This is a genomic window from Halomonas flagellata (genome assembly GCF_022487945.1).
GTDB lineage: Bacteria > Pseudomonadota > Gammaproteobacteria > Pseudomonadales > Halomonadaceae > Halomonas > Halomonas flagellata.
Genome location: NZ_JAKVPY010000021.1, coordinates 49,485 through 64,423, shown reverse-complemented (window position 1 = coordinate 64,423; position 14,939 = coordinate 49,485). Strand labels below are relative to the sequence as shown.

Annotated in this window: 16 protein-coding genes; 13 read left to right on the top strand and 3 right to left on the bottom strand. The window is 70.1% G+C overall.

From position 1 onward, the window contains the following. The first annotated feature begins 17 nt into the window (after positions 1-17). The 5 genes from lysA to MKP05_RS16265 all read left to right on the top strand — a co-directional run bounded on the left by lysA (position 18) and on the right by MKP05_RS16265 (position 4,599). On the top strand, positions 18-1,298 hold the full coding sequence (gene lysA / locus MKP05_RS16285) for a diaminopimelate decarboxylase (protein ID WP_240569280.1): 1,281 nt from the start codon (positions 18-20) through the stop codon (positions 1,296-1,298). Continuing rightward, positions 1,298-2,131, top strand: a complete 834-nt coding sequence (gene dapF / locus MKP05_RS16280) for a diaminopimelate epimerase (protein WP_240569279.1) — start codon at positions 1,298-1,300, stop codon at positions 2,129-2,131. The genes lysA and dapF overlap by 1 nt, the downstream gene beginning before the upstream one ends. Positions 2,132-2,214: 83 nt before the next feature. Further along, positions 2,215-2,934, top strand: a complete 720-nt coding sequence (locus MKP05_RS16275) for a DUF484 family protein (RefSeq protein WP_240569278.1) — start codon at positions 2,215-2,217, stop codon at positions 2,932-2,934. Beyond that, complete coding sequence (locus MKP05_RS16270; protein WP_110284555.1) at positions 2,927-3,859, top strand: tyrosine recombinase XerC; 933 nt, start codon at positions 2,927-2,929, stop codon at positions 3,857-3,859. The genes MKP05_RS16275 and MKP05_RS16270 overlap by 8 nt, the downstream gene beginning before the upstream one ends. Then, the gene (locus tag MKP05_RS16265) at positions 3,856-4,599 is read left to right on the top strand and encodes an HAD family hydrolase (RefSeq protein WP_240569277.1); all 744 of its coding nucleotides are present in this window, start codon (positions 3,856-3,858) and stop codon (positions 4,597-4,599) included. Before MKP05_RS16270 ends, MKP05_RS16265 begins: the two co-directional genes overlap by 4 nt. A 133-nt stretch (positions 4,600-4,732) precedes the next feature. Here MKP05_RS16265 and yihA read toward each other — a convergent pair whose 3' ends face one another. Beyond that, positions 4,733-5,362: a ribosome biogenesis GTP-binding protein YihA/YsxC gene (gene yihA, locus MKP05_RS16260; RefSeq protein WP_240569276.1), complete on the bottom strand. Its 630-nt coding sequence runs from the start codon at positions 5,360-5,362 to the stop codon at positions 4,733-4,735. A gap of 248 nt (positions 5,363-5,610) precedes the next feature. Here yihA and MKP05_RS16255 point away from each other — a divergent pair, with 248 nt between their 5' ends. The 5 genes from MKP05_RS16255 to MKP05_RS16235 all read left to right on the top strand — a co-directional run bounded on the left by MKP05_RS16255 (position 5,611) and on the right by MKP05_RS16235 (position 9,911). Next, complete coding sequence (locus MKP05_RS16255) at positions 5,611-6,231, top strand: c-type cytochrome (RefSeq protein ID WP_240569275.1); 621 nt, start codon at positions 5,611-5,613, stop codon at positions 6,229-6,231. A gap of 175 nt (positions 6,232-6,406) precedes the next feature. Beyond that, entirely contained in the window at positions 6,407-7,039 is a 633-nt protein-coding gene (locus MKP05_RS16250; protein WP_110284551.1) for a thiol:disulfide interchange protein DsbA/DsbL, read from the top strand. 1 nt (position 7,040) lies between these two features. After that, entirely contained in the window at positions 7,041-7,865 is an 825-nt protein-coding gene (locus MKP05_RS16245) for an endonuclease/exonuclease/phosphatase family protein (RefSeq protein ID WP_240569274.1), read from the top strand. An 82-nt stretch (positions 7,866-7,947) separates the two neighbouring features. Then, the gene (locus MKP05_RS16240) at positions 7,948-8,496 is read left to right on the top strand and encodes a TRAP transporter small permease subunit (protein ID WP_240569273.1); all 549 of its coding nucleotides are present in this window, start codon (positions 7,948-7,950) and stop codon (positions 8,494-8,496) included. Then, positions 8,496-9,911: a TRAP transporter large permease gene (locus MKP05_RS16235; RefSeq protein ID WP_240569272.1), complete on the top strand. Its 1,416-nt coding sequence runs from the start codon at positions 8,496-8,498 to the stop codon at positions 9,909-9,911. The genes MKP05_RS16240 and MKP05_RS16235 overlap by 1 nt, the downstream gene beginning before the upstream one ends. A gap of 24 nt (positions 9,912-9,935) precedes the next feature. Here MKP05_RS16235 and MKP05_RS16230 read toward each other — a convergent pair whose 3' ends face one another. After that, positions 9,936-10,367: a YqaA family protein gene (locus MKP05_RS16230; RefSeq protein WP_110284547.1), complete on the bottom strand. Its 432-nt coding sequence runs from the start codon at positions 10,365-10,367 to the stop codon at positions 9,936-9,938. 45 nt (positions 10,368-10,412) lie between these two features. On the opposite strand from MKP05_RS16230, the gene thiD reads away from it, so the two are divergent. The 3 genes from thiD to dtd all read left to right on the top strand — a co-directional run bounded on the left by thiD (position 10,413) and on the right by dtd (position 12,679). Further along, positions 10,413-11,225, top strand: coding sequence for a bifunctional hydroxymethylpyrimidine kinase/phosphomethylpyrimidine kinase (thiD, locus tag MKP05_RS16225; RefSeq protein ID WP_240569271.1), 813 nt, complete (start codon positions 10,413-10,415; stop codon positions 11,223-11,225). 108 nt (positions 11,226-11,333) lie between these two features. Next, entirely contained in the window at positions 11,334-12,179 is an 846-nt protein-coding gene (locus MKP05_RS16220; protein WP_110284545.1) for a universal stress protein, read from the top strand. 62 nt (positions 12,180-12,241) lie between these two features. Further along, positions 12,242-12,679, top strand: a complete 438-nt coding sequence (gene dtd, locus MKP05_RS16215) for a D-aminoacyl-tRNA deacylase (protein ID WP_110284544.1) — start codon at positions 12,242-12,244, stop codon at positions 12,677-12,679. Between the two features lie 265 nt (positions 12,680-12,944). Here the strand turns inward: dtd and MKP05_RS16210 are convergent, their stop codons facing one another. Beyond that, on the bottom strand, positions 12,945-14,897 hold the full coding sequence (locus MKP05_RS16210; protein ID WP_240569270.1) for an ATP-binding cassette domain-containing protein: 1,953 nt from the start codon (positions 14,895-14,897) through the stop codon (positions 12,945-12,947). Between the last annotated feature and the right edge of the window lie 42 nt (positions 14,898-14,939).

The following is a 14,939-nucleotide window of genomic DNA, read 5'->3' as shown; positions in this document are numbered from 1 at the left end:
GACGACGAGAGCTAGGCATGGATCATTTCGAATACCGCGACGGCGTGCTCTACGGCGAGGACGTGCCCCTGACCCGCATCGCCGACGAGATCGGCACGCCCTGCTACGTCTATTCCAAGGCCACCCTGGCGCGCCACTTCCGCGCCTACACCGAGGCCCTGGGCAGCCACCCGCACCTGATCTGCTACGCGGTGAAGGCCAATTCCAACCTGGCCGTGCTCGGCCTGCTGGCCCGGATGGGCGCCGGCTTCGACATCGTCTCGATGGGCGAGCTGGAGCGGGTACTGGTCGCCGGCGGCGACCCCGCCCGGGTGGTGTTCTCCGGCGTGGCCAAGCAGGAAGCGGAGATGGCCCGGGCACTGGAGGTCGGCATCAAGTGCTTCAACGTCGAGTCGCGCCCCGAGCTCGAGCGGCTCGATGCCGTGGCCGGGCGGCTCGGCAAGGTGGCGCCGGTGTCGCTGCGGGTCAACCCAGACGTGGACGCCGGTACCCACCCCTACATCTCCACCGGGCTCAAGGACAACAAGTTCGGCATCGCGGTGGACGAGGCGCTGGCCGCCTACGAGCTGGCCGCCGGCCTGCCCAACCTCGAGGTGGTGGGCCTCGATTGCCATATCGGCTCCCAGCTCACCGAGCTCTCGCCCTTCCTCGACGCCCTCGACCGCCTGCTGGTGCTGCTCGAGCGGCTGCGCGAGCGCGGCATCGAGGTCGAGCACCTCGACCTGGGCGGCGGCCTCGGCGTGCCCTACCACCACGAGCGCCCGCCCCAGCCCTTCGACTACGCCACCGCCCTGCTCGAGCGCCTCGCACACTGGGAAGGCAGCGAACGGCTCACCCTGCTGTTCGAGCCGGGCCGCTCGATCGCCGCCAACGCCGGGGTGCTGCTGACCCGGGTCGAGTTCCTCAAGCCCGGCGAGACGAAGAACTTCGCCATCGTCGACGCCGGCATGAACGACCTGATCCGCCCTGCGCTCTACCAGGCCTGGCAGGCGATCCTGCCGGTGGACACCCGCCGCGCCCGTGACACCGTCACCTACGACGTGGTGGGCCCGGTGTGCGAGACCGGCGACTTCCTGGGCAAGGAGCGCGAACTGGCCATCGCCGAAGGCGACCTGCTGGCGGTGCGCTCCGCCGGGGCCTACGGATTCGTCATGGCGTCGAACTACAACAGCCGTGCGCGGCCGGCCGAGGTGATGGTCGACGGCGAGGTCGCGCACCTGGTACGCCGACGCGAGCGCCTCGAGGACCTCTGGGCCGGCGAGGCGCTGCTGCCGGACGATGACGGGGAGGCACCCTGATGCTGCTGCACTTCACCAAGATGCATGGCCTCGGCAACGACTTCATGGTGGTCGACCTGGTCACCCAGCGCGCCCGGCTGGAGGAGGCGCAGATCCGCCGACTCGCCGACCGCCGCTTCGGCATCGGCTTCGATCAGTTGCTGATCGTCGAGCCGCCCCGCGATCCGGACATGGACTTCCGCTACCGCATCTTCAATGCCGACGGCAGCGAGGTGGAGAACTGCGGCAACGGCGCACGCTGCTTCGCCCGCTTCGTGCGTGACCAGCGGCTGACCCACAAGCACGAGATCCACGTCGAGACCGCCGGCGGGCCGCTGACGCTGCGGGTGGAGGACGACGGCCAGGTCCGCGTGGACATGGGCGTGCCCCGCTTCGCCCCCGAGGCGCTGCCCTTCGACGCCGCCGAGGACCGCCTGCGCCACGCGCTCGAGGTGGCCGGCGAGCGGCTCGAGATCGGCGTGGTCTCCCTGGGCAACCCCCATGCCGTGCTGCGGGTCGAGGACGTCGACACGGCCCCGGTGGCGCGCCTGGGCCCGGCCATCGAGGCCCACCCGCGCTTCCCCAGGCGGGTCAACGCCGGCTTCATGCAGATCGTGTCACCCCACGAGATCCGGCTCAGGGTGTATGAGCGAGGCAGCGGCGAGACGCTCGCCTGCGGCACCGGCGCCTGCGCCGCGGTGGCCTGCGGCATCCGCCAGGGGCTGCTCGAGAGCCCGGTCACCGTGCACCTGCCCGGCGGTGACCTGCGCATCGAGTGGGCCGGCGGCGAGGCCCACCTGACCATGACCGGCCCCGCCGTGCGCGTCTTCGACGGCCGTATCGTCCTGAGCTGACGCCTGCCGGCACCCCGGCAGAACAAGAGCCTTCAGCCAACAAGAGCCTTCAGCTGGAAAAGTGCCCCAAAGGAGAAGCCAGCATGTCACGAGTCGCCCCCGAACCGCGCAAGACCCTCGACCCCGACCGGGTGGCCCAGTGGCTGGCCACGCATCCGGACTTCTTCGTCGGGCGCGAGGGGCTGCTCCAGCAGCTCAGGGTGCCGCATCCGGAGGCCCGCGGCGCCACCTCGCTGCTCGAGCGCCTGGTCCATGACCTGCGCTCCCGCGCCGAGCAGGCCGAATGGCGCCTCGAGCAGCTGCTGGAATCCGCCCGCCACAACGAGGCCCAGTACCGTCGCACCCGGGAGCTGGTGCTGGCCCTGCTGGAAGCCGAGAACAACGACGCCCTGGGCCAGGCGCTGGCCACCCAGCTCAGCGAGCGCTTCCACACCTCGGCGGTGGCGCTGTGGTGCCCGGCCAGCCTCACCGATGCCGAACCCCACCCCCCCCAGCCGCCGCGCCACGTGCTCGACGATCACGCCGGCCAGCGCCTCGCCGCGCTGCTCGATGGCCGCGCCAGCCGCTGCACGCGGCTCACCCCCACCGACTGGAAGCGCCTGCTGCCCCATGCCCAGGCACCACGCAAGGCGGGCTCCTGCGCCCTCGCCCGCCTGACCCTGGGCGAGCCGCTGGGTTACCTGGTGCTGGCGAGTCCCGACCCCGACCACTTCCGCGCCAGCATGGACACCCTGTTCACCGAGTATGTCGGTGACGTGGTCGCCCGCCTGCTGGTGCGCCTGGCCCACGCCCCCCATGGCTAGGCGCCCGGAGGCCGATAACCCGCTGATGCGGGAGGTCGAGGCCTTCCTGGCGGGACTCGCTCGCACCGCCAGCCCGGCCACGGTGAGCGCCTACCGTCGCGACCTGGAGGCCCTGGCCGGCTCTCTCGCGCAGGGAGGCTGCGACGACTGGGCCCGGTTCGACCTGACCCTGCTGCGGCGTTTCCTCGGCGGCGAGCGAAGCCGCGGCCAGGCCCCGCGGAGCCTGGCACGGCGGCGCGCGGCGATCTCGCGGTTCGCCGCGCACCTGCTGCAGGCCGGCATCCTCTCGCACAACCCGGTAGCCCTGACCCGCGCCCCGCGCCAGCCCCGGCACCTGCCGAAGCCCCTGGATGCCGACCAGCTGGCCCGCTTCCTCGACACGCCCCACGACGGCTCGCCCCTGGGCCGGCGCGACCAGGCGATGCTGGAGCTCTTCTACTCCAGCGGCCTGCGCCTGGCCGAGCTCGCCGCCCTCGACCTCGGCGACCTGCAGCCCCAGCGCGTGCGGGTGCTCGGCAAGGGCCGCAAGCCGCGCCAGGTGCCGGTGGGCAGCCGCGCCCGCCAGGCCCTGGCCGCCTGGCTCGAGGTTCGCGACCAACTGACCGGCGCCGGCGAACCGGCGCTCTTCGTCGGCGCCCGGGGGGCGCGCCTCGGCCACCGCGCCATCCAGAAACGCCTGGCCCAGTTGGCCAGGGAACGCGGCCTGGCGGAGCATCTGCATCCGCACCGGCTGCGTCACTCCTTCGCCAGCCACCTGCTGGAATCCAGCCAAGACCTGCGCGCCGTGCAGGAGCTGCTCGGCCACGCCAACCTCTCCACGACCCAGGTCTATACCCGGCTCGACTGGCAGCACCTGGCCGCCAGCTACGACGCCGCCCACCCGCGGGCCCGGCGCCGTTCCGATGACCAGGGTGACCACCGATGACGACTGCCTTCCTCCAGGCCATCACCTTCGACCTCGACGACACCCTGTGGGACAACCATGGGGTGATGGAGCGCACCGAGACGGGGCACTATACCTGGCTCGATGCGGCCCTGGCCGACTGGCTGGGCCAGCGCGGCGAAGCGCCGGCAGCCCGCTTCGCCGAACGCTTCCCGCTGGCCGCCTACCAGGCCCGGCGCCTCGACCTCGCCCGCCGATACCCGCTGCGGCGAGGAGACTTCAGCTGGCTGCGCGAACGCGCCCTGGCGGCGCTGCTGGAGGGCTACGGCCTGCCACGCAGCGCCGCCCTCCTGTGGGCCGCCCGGGCCATGCAGCGCTTTATGGCGCTAAGGCATGAAGTCTCTCCCCACCCAGAGGTGGAGCCGATGCTCGAGGCACTGGGAAGACGTTATCGGCTGGCCAGTATCACCAATGGCAATGTCGATATCCGCCGCCTGGCGCTGCATCGCCACTTCCCGGTGGCCATCGCCGCCGGCGAGATGTTCGCCCCCAAGCCCGATGCGCGCCCCTTCCTGGCGGCGCTGGCCCGGCTCGACACCGCCCCGTCACGGGCGCTGCACGTGGGGGATTCGTGGAAGGAGGACGTGCTGCCGGCCCGGCGCCTGGGCATGCAGGCGGTCTGGATCGCCGGCGCCGACGTCGGCCTGCCGACGGGCGTCCATCGCCTGGCGCACATCAGGGAACTGCCGGAGCTGATCGAGTGGTTGGAGAAGCGGCGCTGACAGCGGGGAGGAGCGCCGAAGTTCCCTTTGGGGTCTGACCCCAAAGGGGCCTACTGATTTTTCAGCAAGACTCCTGGGGATTGCTCAGGATCTGCTCCCAAAGGGGCCATGTCGCCAGCACAGGCCTTGGGTACTAATCGAGCAGCCAGCTATCGAGGCGCTGATGCACCTCCTCGATGCCCTGGCCCTTGAGCGACGAGAACAGCTGGATGCTCACCAGGTCCTCCCACTCGCGCAGTCGGCTACGCACCTGCTGCAGGGCATTCTTGCCCGCGCCGGACTTCAGCTTGTCGGCCTTGGTCAGCAGGATATGCACCGGCATCGCCTTGTCGTCGGCCCAGCCGAGCAGGGTCTGGTCGAACTCCGAGAGCGGGTGGCGCACGTCCATCACCAGCACCAGGCCGCGCAGCGAGGCGCGGCGCTGCAGGTAGTCGGAGAGGTGGCGCTGCCACTCCAGCTTGACCGACTCCGGCACCTTGGCGAAGCCGTAGCCGGGCAGGTCGACCAGGCGGCGCTCGGTGTCGTCGCCCAGGGTGAAGAAGTTGATCAGCTGGGTACGCCCCGGGGTCTTGGAGGTGCGCGCCAGGGCCTTCTGGCGGGTCAGGGCATTGATGGCGCTGGACTTGCCGGCGTTGGAGCGCCCGGCGAAGGCCACCTCGGCGCCGCTGTCGGGCGGACAGGTCGCCAGCGTCGGGGCGCTGGTGAGGAAGCGGGCGGCCTGGTAGTTGAAGCGAGCGGTGGGCGAATGGTCGAGTCGCGACATGGTGGGCTGATCCTGACGATGGTCGAGTGGCAGGGCCGCGGCTTGCATTCCCGCGGCCGGGGTGTTTCGTTATAATGCAGTGTCTTTTTATCTGCGACCCGGGGCAGGCTAGTGTACCACCGCGCCCTCGCCGTCCGCGAACCGCCAGGCCGCCGAGCCGCAGCCTGGTCCGGTTCCGCAGGCTTCGCGATCCGGGCGGCACCCAGGGTACGTACCGGTCAATAACGTAACGGCATAGTGGAACAGCGATGAGAAAGTTACTGGCAAGCCTGGTTATCACCATGGGCGCCGTGAGCGCCGCCCACGCGGATCTGGAAGCCGACGCAGACGCGGCGGCGGGACAGGAGAAGGCGCAGGCCTGCGCCGCCTGTCACGGCCAGGAGGGCATCAGCCCGTCCGGCAACTTCCCCAACCTGGCCGGCCAGCAGGCCTCCTACCTGGCCAAGCAGATCATGGACATCCGCGACGGCAACCGCGAGGTCCCCCAGATGGCCGGGCAGGTCGACGACTTCTCCGACCAGGATGCCTGGGACGTGGCCGCCTATTTCGCCGACCAGGACCCGGCCCTCGGCCAGGCCGACCCGGACGAGGAGCTGATCGCCCGCGGTCGCGAACTCTATCGCTCCGGTGACATGTCCAAGGGCATTCCGGCCTGTGCCGCCTGTCACACTCCCACCGGCGAGGGCATCGGCAGTGCCGGCTACCCGGCACTCTCCGGCCAGCACACCGACTACACCGTCGCCACCCTGCAGGCCTTCGCCGCTGGCGAGCGTGCCAACGACCCCGCCAACATCATGCGCGACATCGCCGCCAAGATGAGCGATGCCGACATGCAAGCCGTCGCCAACTACATCCTCGGCCTGCACTGACACCGCCGCCGTCACCCGCCAGGACCTCGGCAAGGGCGGCCCCGCGGCCGCCCTTGCCGTCTCCGGCGACGACCGCCGCCGGCCCGCCGGGAACCCCGGCAGCGATACGGGCTCAAAGGCAGCGACGCGTGCCCGGCCGTGGCACCGGTTCACCCAAGGAAGAGGTATCCCACCGATGTTCAAGACCCTGATGGTTGCCCTGGCAGGCCTCGGCCTGTCGACCCTGGCCTCGGCCGCCCCCCTGGTGGAAGGCCAGCATTACGAAGTCCTCCCCGAGGCGGTCGAGACCCGCGTCGACGAGGGCCAGATCGAGGTCACCGAGGCCTTCTGGTACGGCTGCCCGCACTGCTACAACCTCGAGGACCCGCTCAATGCCTGGGTCGCCGAGCAGCCCGAGGACGTCGTCTTCCAGCGCCTGCCCGCCACCATGGGAGGCGACTGGAACCAGCATGCCATGGCCTTCTATGCTGCCCAGGAGCTGGGCATTCTCGATGCGGTACACGAAGACTTCTTCGACGCCATCCACGAGAATGGCCGCCGCCTCACCGAGCTCGACGACATCGCCGCCTTCTTCGCTGACTACGGGGTCAGCGAAGAGGAGGCACGCGAGGCCCTGACCTCCTTCGGCGTGAAGAGCCAGGTCAACCAGGCCCATGCCCGCATGCGCGCCATGCGCCTGATGGGGGTGCCGGCCCTGATCGTCGATGGCCGCTACCTGGTGACTCCCAGCAGCGCCGGCAGCCTCGACAACATGCCGCAGATCGTCGATGCACTGGTCGAGAAGGTACGCGAGGAGCGTGCGGACTGACATGCCACAGCTGGCCGACGCCCGGATACCGCTGCTCGACGGCGGCCACCTGAAGCTGCTCACCTTCAACCTGCAGGTGGGCATCCAGACCTCCGCCTATCATCACTACCTGACCCGCAGCTGGCAGCACCTGCTGCCCCACCCCAAGCGCATGCGGCGACTGGACATGATGAGCGAGGTGATCGGTCGCTTCGACATCGTCGGCCTTCAGGAGGTCGACGGCGGCAGCTTCCGCTCGAGCCACGTCAATCAGGTGGAGTATCTGGCGACCCGGGCCGGCTTCCCGCACCACTTCCAGCAGCTCAACCGCAACCTGGGCCGCATCGCCCAGCACAGCAACGGGCTGCTGTCGCGCCTGACCCCGACCCGCATCGAGGAGCACCGCCTGCCGGGTACCCTGCCCGGCCGCGGCGCCATCCATGCATGCTACGGTGCAGGGCCCGATGCCCTGCACCTGTTCGTCGCCCACCTGGCCCTGAGCCATCGCGGCCGGGTCCGCCAGCTCGACTACCTGAGCGAGATCATCCAGCCGCTGCGCCATGTGGTGGTGATGGGCGACCTCAACTGCACCCCGGAGCAGTTGCACACCCACGCCCGCTTCCGTGCCTCGCTGCCGCTGCACCCGGTACGCCCGCTGCTCAGCTACCCCTCCTGGCAGCCGCGCCGGGCCCTCGATCACATCCTGCTCTCCGACTCGCTGGAGGCCGGCGAGGTGCGGGTGCTCGACCACCTCTTCTCCGACCACCTGCCCATCGCCGTGGACGTGCGCCTGCCGCCGGCCTGCCTCCAGGCCATGCTCGGGTCGCCGCCACGGGGGGCCCGCTGAGCCGGCGCTGAGGGGTGGGATGACGCTCGCCCCCGAATCGGCGATGATGCGCCTCCGGTTGTCCTTCATCACGAGAGTTCCCATGAATCCCGCGAAACGCGAACCGGCCCTGCTCGCGCGGCTCGACGCCTTCACCGACCTGGTCGGGCACGGCATCGCCTGGCTGGTCATCGTCATGATGGTGGTGCAGTTCGCCATCGCGGTCATGCGCTACGTCTTCGGCATCCACAGCATCGTGATGCAGGAGTCGGTGATGTACATGCATGCCATGGTGTTCATGCTGGCCGCCGCCTGGACCCTGCGCAACGACGGCCATGTGCGCGTGGACATCTTCTACCGCAAGCTGTCCGCCCGCGGCCGCGCCTGGATCGACCTCGGCGGCACCCTCTTCCTGCTGATCCCGGTGATGGTGTTCATCGCGCTCGCCAGCCTCGGCTACGTGAAGAGCAGTTGGGCGATCCTCGAGCGCTCCCCCGACGGCGGCCTTCCCGCCGTCTTCCTGCTCAAGAGCCTGATCCTGGTGATGGTGGCGCTGCTGCTGATCCAGGCCATCGCCCAAGTGATCCGTCAGGTGCTGATCCTGCGCGGCCGCCTGCCGGGCCACGCCCCCGGCCACGAGGAGGTCCTCTAGTGCTCGTGACCCTCCTCGAACTCATGCCGCTGGCGCTGTTCGCCGCCGTCTGCGGCGTGCTGATGCTGGGCTACCCGGTGGCCCTGTCGCTGGCCGGCACCGCGCTGATCTTCGCCGGCCTCGGTTATGCACTGACGCAGATGGGCGTGCCGATGCCCTTCGAGACGCGCTACCTGAGTGCCATGCCCAACCGGCTCTACGGCATCATGACCAACCAGACCCTGCTGGCCGTGCCACTGTTCGTGCTGATGGGCGTGCTGCTGGAGAAGTCGCGGGTCGCCGAGACCCTGCTCGATGCCATGGCCCTGGCCTTCGGTGCCCTGCGCGGCGGGCTCGGCATCGCCGTGGTGCTGGTCGGCATGCTGCTGGCGGCCTCCACCGGCATCGTCGGCGCCACCGTGGTGACCATGGGCCTGCTGTCGCTGCCGACCATGCTCAAGCGCGGCTACTCGCCGGCGCTCGCCACCGGCACCATCTGCGCCACCGGCACCCTGGGCCAGATCATCCCGCCCTCCATCGCCCTGGTGCTGCTCGGCGACGTGCTCTCCAACGCCTACCAGCAGGCCCAGCTGGCCATGGGGGTATGGAGCCCCAAGACCCTCTCGGTGGGCGACCTGTTCATCGGTGCCCTGGTACCCGGCCTGCTGCTGGTGGCGGCCTATATCGTCTATCTGATGATCATCGCCTGGCTGAAGCCGGAGACGGCACCGCCGGCCGACCGTCAGGCGCTGATGCAGGAGCTGGGGCACAGCGGCAGCCTCTGGCCGCTGCTGGTCAAGGGGCTGATCCCGCCGGTGCTGCTGATCGTCGCCGTGCTGGGCTCGATCCTCGGCGGCTTCGCCACGCCCACCGAGGCCTCGGCGGTGGGGGCCTCCGGCGCCTTCCTGCTGGCCCTGGCCAACCGCCGGTTGAGCCGGCCGATGCTGCGCGAAGTGGTGGACTCCACCACCCAGGTCACCAGCATGGTGTTCCTGATCCTGATCGGCGCCACCCTCTTCTCGCTGGTGTTCCGCGCCTTCGGCGGCGAGGAGCTGGTCATCGAGCTGTTCGAGTCGCTGCCCGGCGGCGTGGTCGGCGCCACCCTGGTGGTGATGCTGGTGATCTTCCTGCTCGGCTTCATCCTCGACTTCATCGAGATCACCTTCGTGGTGGTGCCGATCGTCGGCCCGGTGCTGCTGACCATGGGGCTCGACCCGATCTGGCTGGGCATCATGATCGCGGTGAACCTGCAGACCTCCTTCCTCACGCCGCCGTTCGGCTTCGCGCTCTTCTACCTGCGCGGCGTGACGCCGGAGTCGGTGCCGACCTCGGCGATCTACCGCGGGGTGATCCCGTTCATCGGGCTGCAGTTGACCATGCTGCTGGTGCTGGCGCTGTTCCCGGGCATCGCTACCTGGCTGCCTTCGGTGCTGTGAAGGCGAGGGCCTGGCCCTTGCCCTTTACTGGCAGAGGGGCGCCAGCCAGCTCTGGGCCAGGTAGAGGACGAGGGCGTAGCGGGCCCCCTTGGCCAGGGAGATGAGCAGGATGGCCCGCCACCAGGGCAGCCGGAAGATGCCGGCCAGCACGGTGAGCGGGTCGCCGACCACCGGCGCCCAGGACACCAGCAGGCTCCACTCGCCGAAGCGGAAGTACCAGCGCTCGGCCCGGGCCAGCCCCTCCCGCGAGGCGGGGAACCAGCGGCGATCCTGGAAGCGCCGGGCGTAGCGGCCCAGCCAGACATTGATCAGGCTGCCCAGGGTATTGCCGGCGGTGGCCACCGCCCATAGCATCGGCCCCGGCTCGCCCAGGCACCAGAGCCGGGCCAGCCACACCTCGGAGCCACCGGGCAGCAGGGTGGCGCTGAGCAGGGCGACCACGAACAGGCTCAGCATGCCGCCCGCCGAGCAACCGACACTCCCTTGCGATACGATGACGCCATGACGCTCCCTCGACCCATCCCCAATGTGCTGACCATCGCCGGCTCCGACCCCAGCGGCGGCGCCGGCATCCAGGCCGACCTCAAGACCTTCTCGGCGCTGGGCGCCTATGGTACCAGCGTGATCACCGCCCTCACCGCCCAGAACACCCGCGGCGTCACCGGCGTGCACCCAGTGCCGGCGGACTTTATCGCCGCACAACTCGAGACGCTACTGGCCGACATCGACATCGCTGCCGTGAAGATCGGCATGGTGGCGAGCCGCGAGGTGGCCGAGACCCTGCGCACCCTCCTCGAACGCCGACGCCCGCGCTGGATCGTGCTCGACCCGGTGATGGTGGCCAAGAGCGGCGATACCCTGGTCGACGACGCCGGCATCCGCGCGGTGCGCGAGGTACTGGTGCCGCTGGCCGACCTGATCACGCCCAACCTGCCGGAGGCCGCCGTCCTGCTCGGGTGCGCGGAACCCCGCGACCGTGAGGCCATGGCGGCCCTGACTCCCGGGCTGCGCGCGCTGGGCGCCGGCGCGGTACTGCTCAAGGGTGGCCACCTGGCCGGCGATGCCTGCCCGGACCTGTTGATCACGCCCGAGTCCCGGCACTGGCTGGAGGGGGCGCGGATCGCCACCGACAACCTCCACGGCACCGGCTGCACCCTCTCCTCGGCGATCACCGCCCGCCTGGCCCAGGGTGACGACCTCGCCGGCGCGGTCACCACCGCCAAGGCCTGGCTCGCCACCGCGCTGGCCGAGAGCCGCCGCCTCGCGGTGGGGCGGGGCCACGGCCCGGTACACCACTTTCATGCCTGGTGGTAAGCGCGCGGTCGCCGATTCGGCTTGCAGCCCGGCCGAGCCCCACCCATCCTGAAGGTCCGACCCGCCGGGATCGCCGCCCGGCGCCTTCATGCACCGGAGGGATGCGTCATGACCCAGACCCTGCTGTTCGCCTGCGATCTTTCCGCCGAGAACCGTGCCGCCTATGCCCGCGCCGTCCGCCTGGCGGTGGAGCACGGTGCGCGCCTCGACGTGATCCATGTGCTCGACCCCTATCTACCGCACCGGGTGCTGCACGATCTGGAGGAGGCGGTGGTCGCCGACATGAAGGCCATCCTCACCGACATCCGCGAGGACTATGCCCTGCCCGAGCCGAAGACGCTGATCCAGACGGTGGCCGGGTCGGCCTATGCCGAGATCATCCGCGAGGCCCACGAGCGCGAAGTGGACATGATCATCCTCGGTGCCCATCGCAAGCGCGGCCAGCCGGATCTCGTCGCCGGTACCACCCTGGCGCGAGTGCTGCGCAGCGCCCCCTGCCCGGTGCTCTCGGTGAGCCACCTGGCCACCCAGGAGTGGCAGGATATCCTGGTCCCGGTGGACTTCTCGCTGACCTCGCGCCACACCCTGCGCGAGACCTTGAAGCGCTTCCCCGACGCCCGCCTCACCCTGCTGCATGCCTGGGACATCCCCGGCGAGCGGGAGCTCGGCTCCGACAGCGACTACGCCCGCTGGCGCGACCGGGAAGTGGCGCGGCTGCGCACCCAGCTCGAGCGCGAGACCGAGCAGTTGATGAGCGAGCTCGACGACGTCCCGGAGCTGGAGCTGGTACTGGAACAGGGCGACCCCCTCGAGGTGCTGATGACCCGCCTGCGCCGCCTGCCGCCGGACCTGCTGGCGCTGGGCAGCCGCGGGCAGCTGGGCCGCCAGAGCCAGATCACCGAGCAGCTGCTGGCCGAGCCCCACTGCGACATCATGCTCTGCCGCGCCTGGTGAGCCCGGGCCCGCGGGCCGTGATACCCTTTGCCGCGTTTCGGTCGAACGACGAGGGAGACGGCATGCGAGCCCTGATTCAGCGCGTACGGCGCGCCAGCGTGGAGGTGGAAGGCCGGGAAGTCGGCGCCATCGGCCAGGGCCTGCTGGCCCTGGTGGGCGTCGAGAGGGGAGACGACGAGGCCGCCGCCGACCGGCTGCTGTACAAGCTGCTGCACTACCGGGTGTTCGGCGATGACGCCGGCAGGATGAACCTCGATCTCCAGCAGGTCGAGGGGGGCCTGCTGCTGGTCTCCCAGTTCACCCTGGCCGCCGATACCCGCAAGGGGCTCAGGCCCGGTTTCTCCAGCGCCGCCCCGCCCACCGAGGGCGAGCGCCTCTTCCACTACCTGCTCGACCGTGCCCGCGAGGCCTGGCCGAAGGTCGAGAGCGGCGAGTTCGCGGCGAACATGCAGGTCGAGCTGGTCAACGACGGGCCGGTGACGTTTCTGCTGGAAAGCTAGCGCCGAGAGACATCAGCCAGGCCACCGAACTCAAGGCACCGCCGGTGAGGCCCGAAGCGACCCCAAGGGCGAAACCCTGACGCTTCGCTCGCGGCCTGCGCGTCGCCGCACAACATAATCCCTCACGAGTGCGGCTCGCCCGACATCCCTGTCGGTCACCGCGCGCCGCTACGCTTGCGTCAGCGCCCTTGGGTAAATGTCGCTTTCGAACCTCACCGGCTCTGCTCAGTAGGTCGGCACGACCACCACACTAGAAAGTTCCCGCTCAATCTCCCGCCGCCAGCAGCTCCGCTTCCATCTCATCCAGCGCCTCCTCGGCGGCGAGCCACGCCAGCTCGAGTTCCTCAAGGCGCGACTTGAGCTCCCCCTGACGCGCCAGCTGCTTGGTGAGTTCGGCCTTGCGCGAGGCGTCGGTGTAGAGCTCGGCCTCGCCCAGCGCCTCCTCCACGGCGGTGAGCTCGGCCTGGACCTTCTCCATCGCCTTCTCGGCCCGGTCGCGCTCGCGCTTGAGCGGGCGCAGCTGCTCGCGCAGCTCGGCGGCGGCCCGCCGGGTCGCCTTGCGATCCTCCTTCGGCGCCGTGTTCCCGGTCTGGCGTTCGGCCTTGTCGGCCCGGGCCTCGCGCCGCTCGCCCTCGAGGCGGGCCTTGAGCCAGGCGCGGTAATCCTCGAGGTCGCCATCGAAGGGCTCGACCCGTTGATCGGCCACCCGCCAGAACTCATCCACCGTGGCGCGCAGCAGGTGACGGTCGTGGGAGACCAGGATCACCGTGCCCTCGAAGCTCGCCAGCGCCTCGGTGAGCGCCTCGCGCATCTCCAGGTCCAAGTGGTTGGTCGGCTCGTCGAGCAGCAGCAGGTTGGGCCTGTGCCAGGCTACCAGGGCCAGCGCCAGGCGCGCCTTCTCGCCGCCGGAGAAGCTACCCACCTGGGCGAAGGCATCGTCGCCCTTGAAGCCGAAGCCGCCGAGGAAGTTGCGGATCTCCTGGTCGCTGGCGGTGGGCGAGAGACGCTGCACGTGCATGAAGGGCGAGGCATCGAGATCGAGCCCCTCGAGCTGGTGCTGGGCGAAATAGCCGATGGCCAGGTGTTCGCCGGGCACACGCTTGCCGGCCAGCAGTGGCAGCTCGCCGGTGAGCGACTTGATCAGGGTCGACTTGCCGGCGCCATTGGGGCCCAGCAGGCCGATCCGCTGGCCCGGCAGCAGGGTGAGCTTCACCCCGCCGAGCTGGACCGTCTCGCGCCCCGCCTCGTCACGGTAGCCGAGCCGCGCCTCGTCCAGCACCAGCAGCGGGTGGGAGGTCTTGTCGGCAGAGGGCAGGGTGAAATGGAAGGGCGAGTCGGCATGGGCCATGGCGATGTCGCCCATGCGCTCGAGCATCTTCAGGCGGCTCTGGGCCTGGCGCGCCTTGGTCGCCTTGTAGCGGAAACGCGCCACGAACTGCTCGATCTCCGCTTTGCGGGCCTGCTGCTTGGCGGCCTCCGCCTGCTGCAGCGCCAGCTTCTCGGCCCGGGTGCGCTCGAAGGTGGTGTAGTTGCCGCGGTAGAGCGCGAGCCGCTGGCGGTCGAAGTGCACGATATGGTCACAGACCGCATCCAGGAAGTCGCGGTCGTGGGAGATCAGCAGCAGGGTGCCCGGGTAGCGCACCAGCCACTGCTCGAGCCACAGCAGGGCATCGAGGTCCAGGTGGTTGGTGGGCTCGTCGAGCAGCAGCAGGTCGGAGGGCATGAACAGGGTACGGGCTAGGTTGGCGCGCATGCGCCAGCCACCGGAGAAGTCCGCCAGCGGCCGCTCGAGATCGGCCTGGGCGAAGCCCAGCCCCACCAGCAGCTGGGCCGCCCGGGCCGGAGCGCTGTAGCCATCCAGGGCCTCGATGATGCCGTGAAGCTCGGCCTCGCGATGCGCGTCGTCGCGCTCGCGGGCCGCCTCCAGGGCGGCCTCGGCACGCCGCAGCTCGTGATCGCCATCGAGCACATAGTCGACGATGGGGCGATCCAGCGCCTCCACCTCCTGGGCCATATGGGCGATGCGCTGACCGCCGCTCATCTCCACCTGGCCGGCGTCCGGCGCCAGCTGGCCCAGCAGCAGGCCGAACAGGCTCGATTTGCCGGCGCCATTGGGGCCGACGATTCCCGCCTTGTGCCCCGCATGCAGGGTCAGGTCGGCCCCCTCGAACAGTCGCTGGGTGCCGCGTTGCAGGGAAACTTGGCGCAGTGCGATCATGCTGGCTCCACTCGACGGTGCGTGAGACTGCCGCCGCGACAC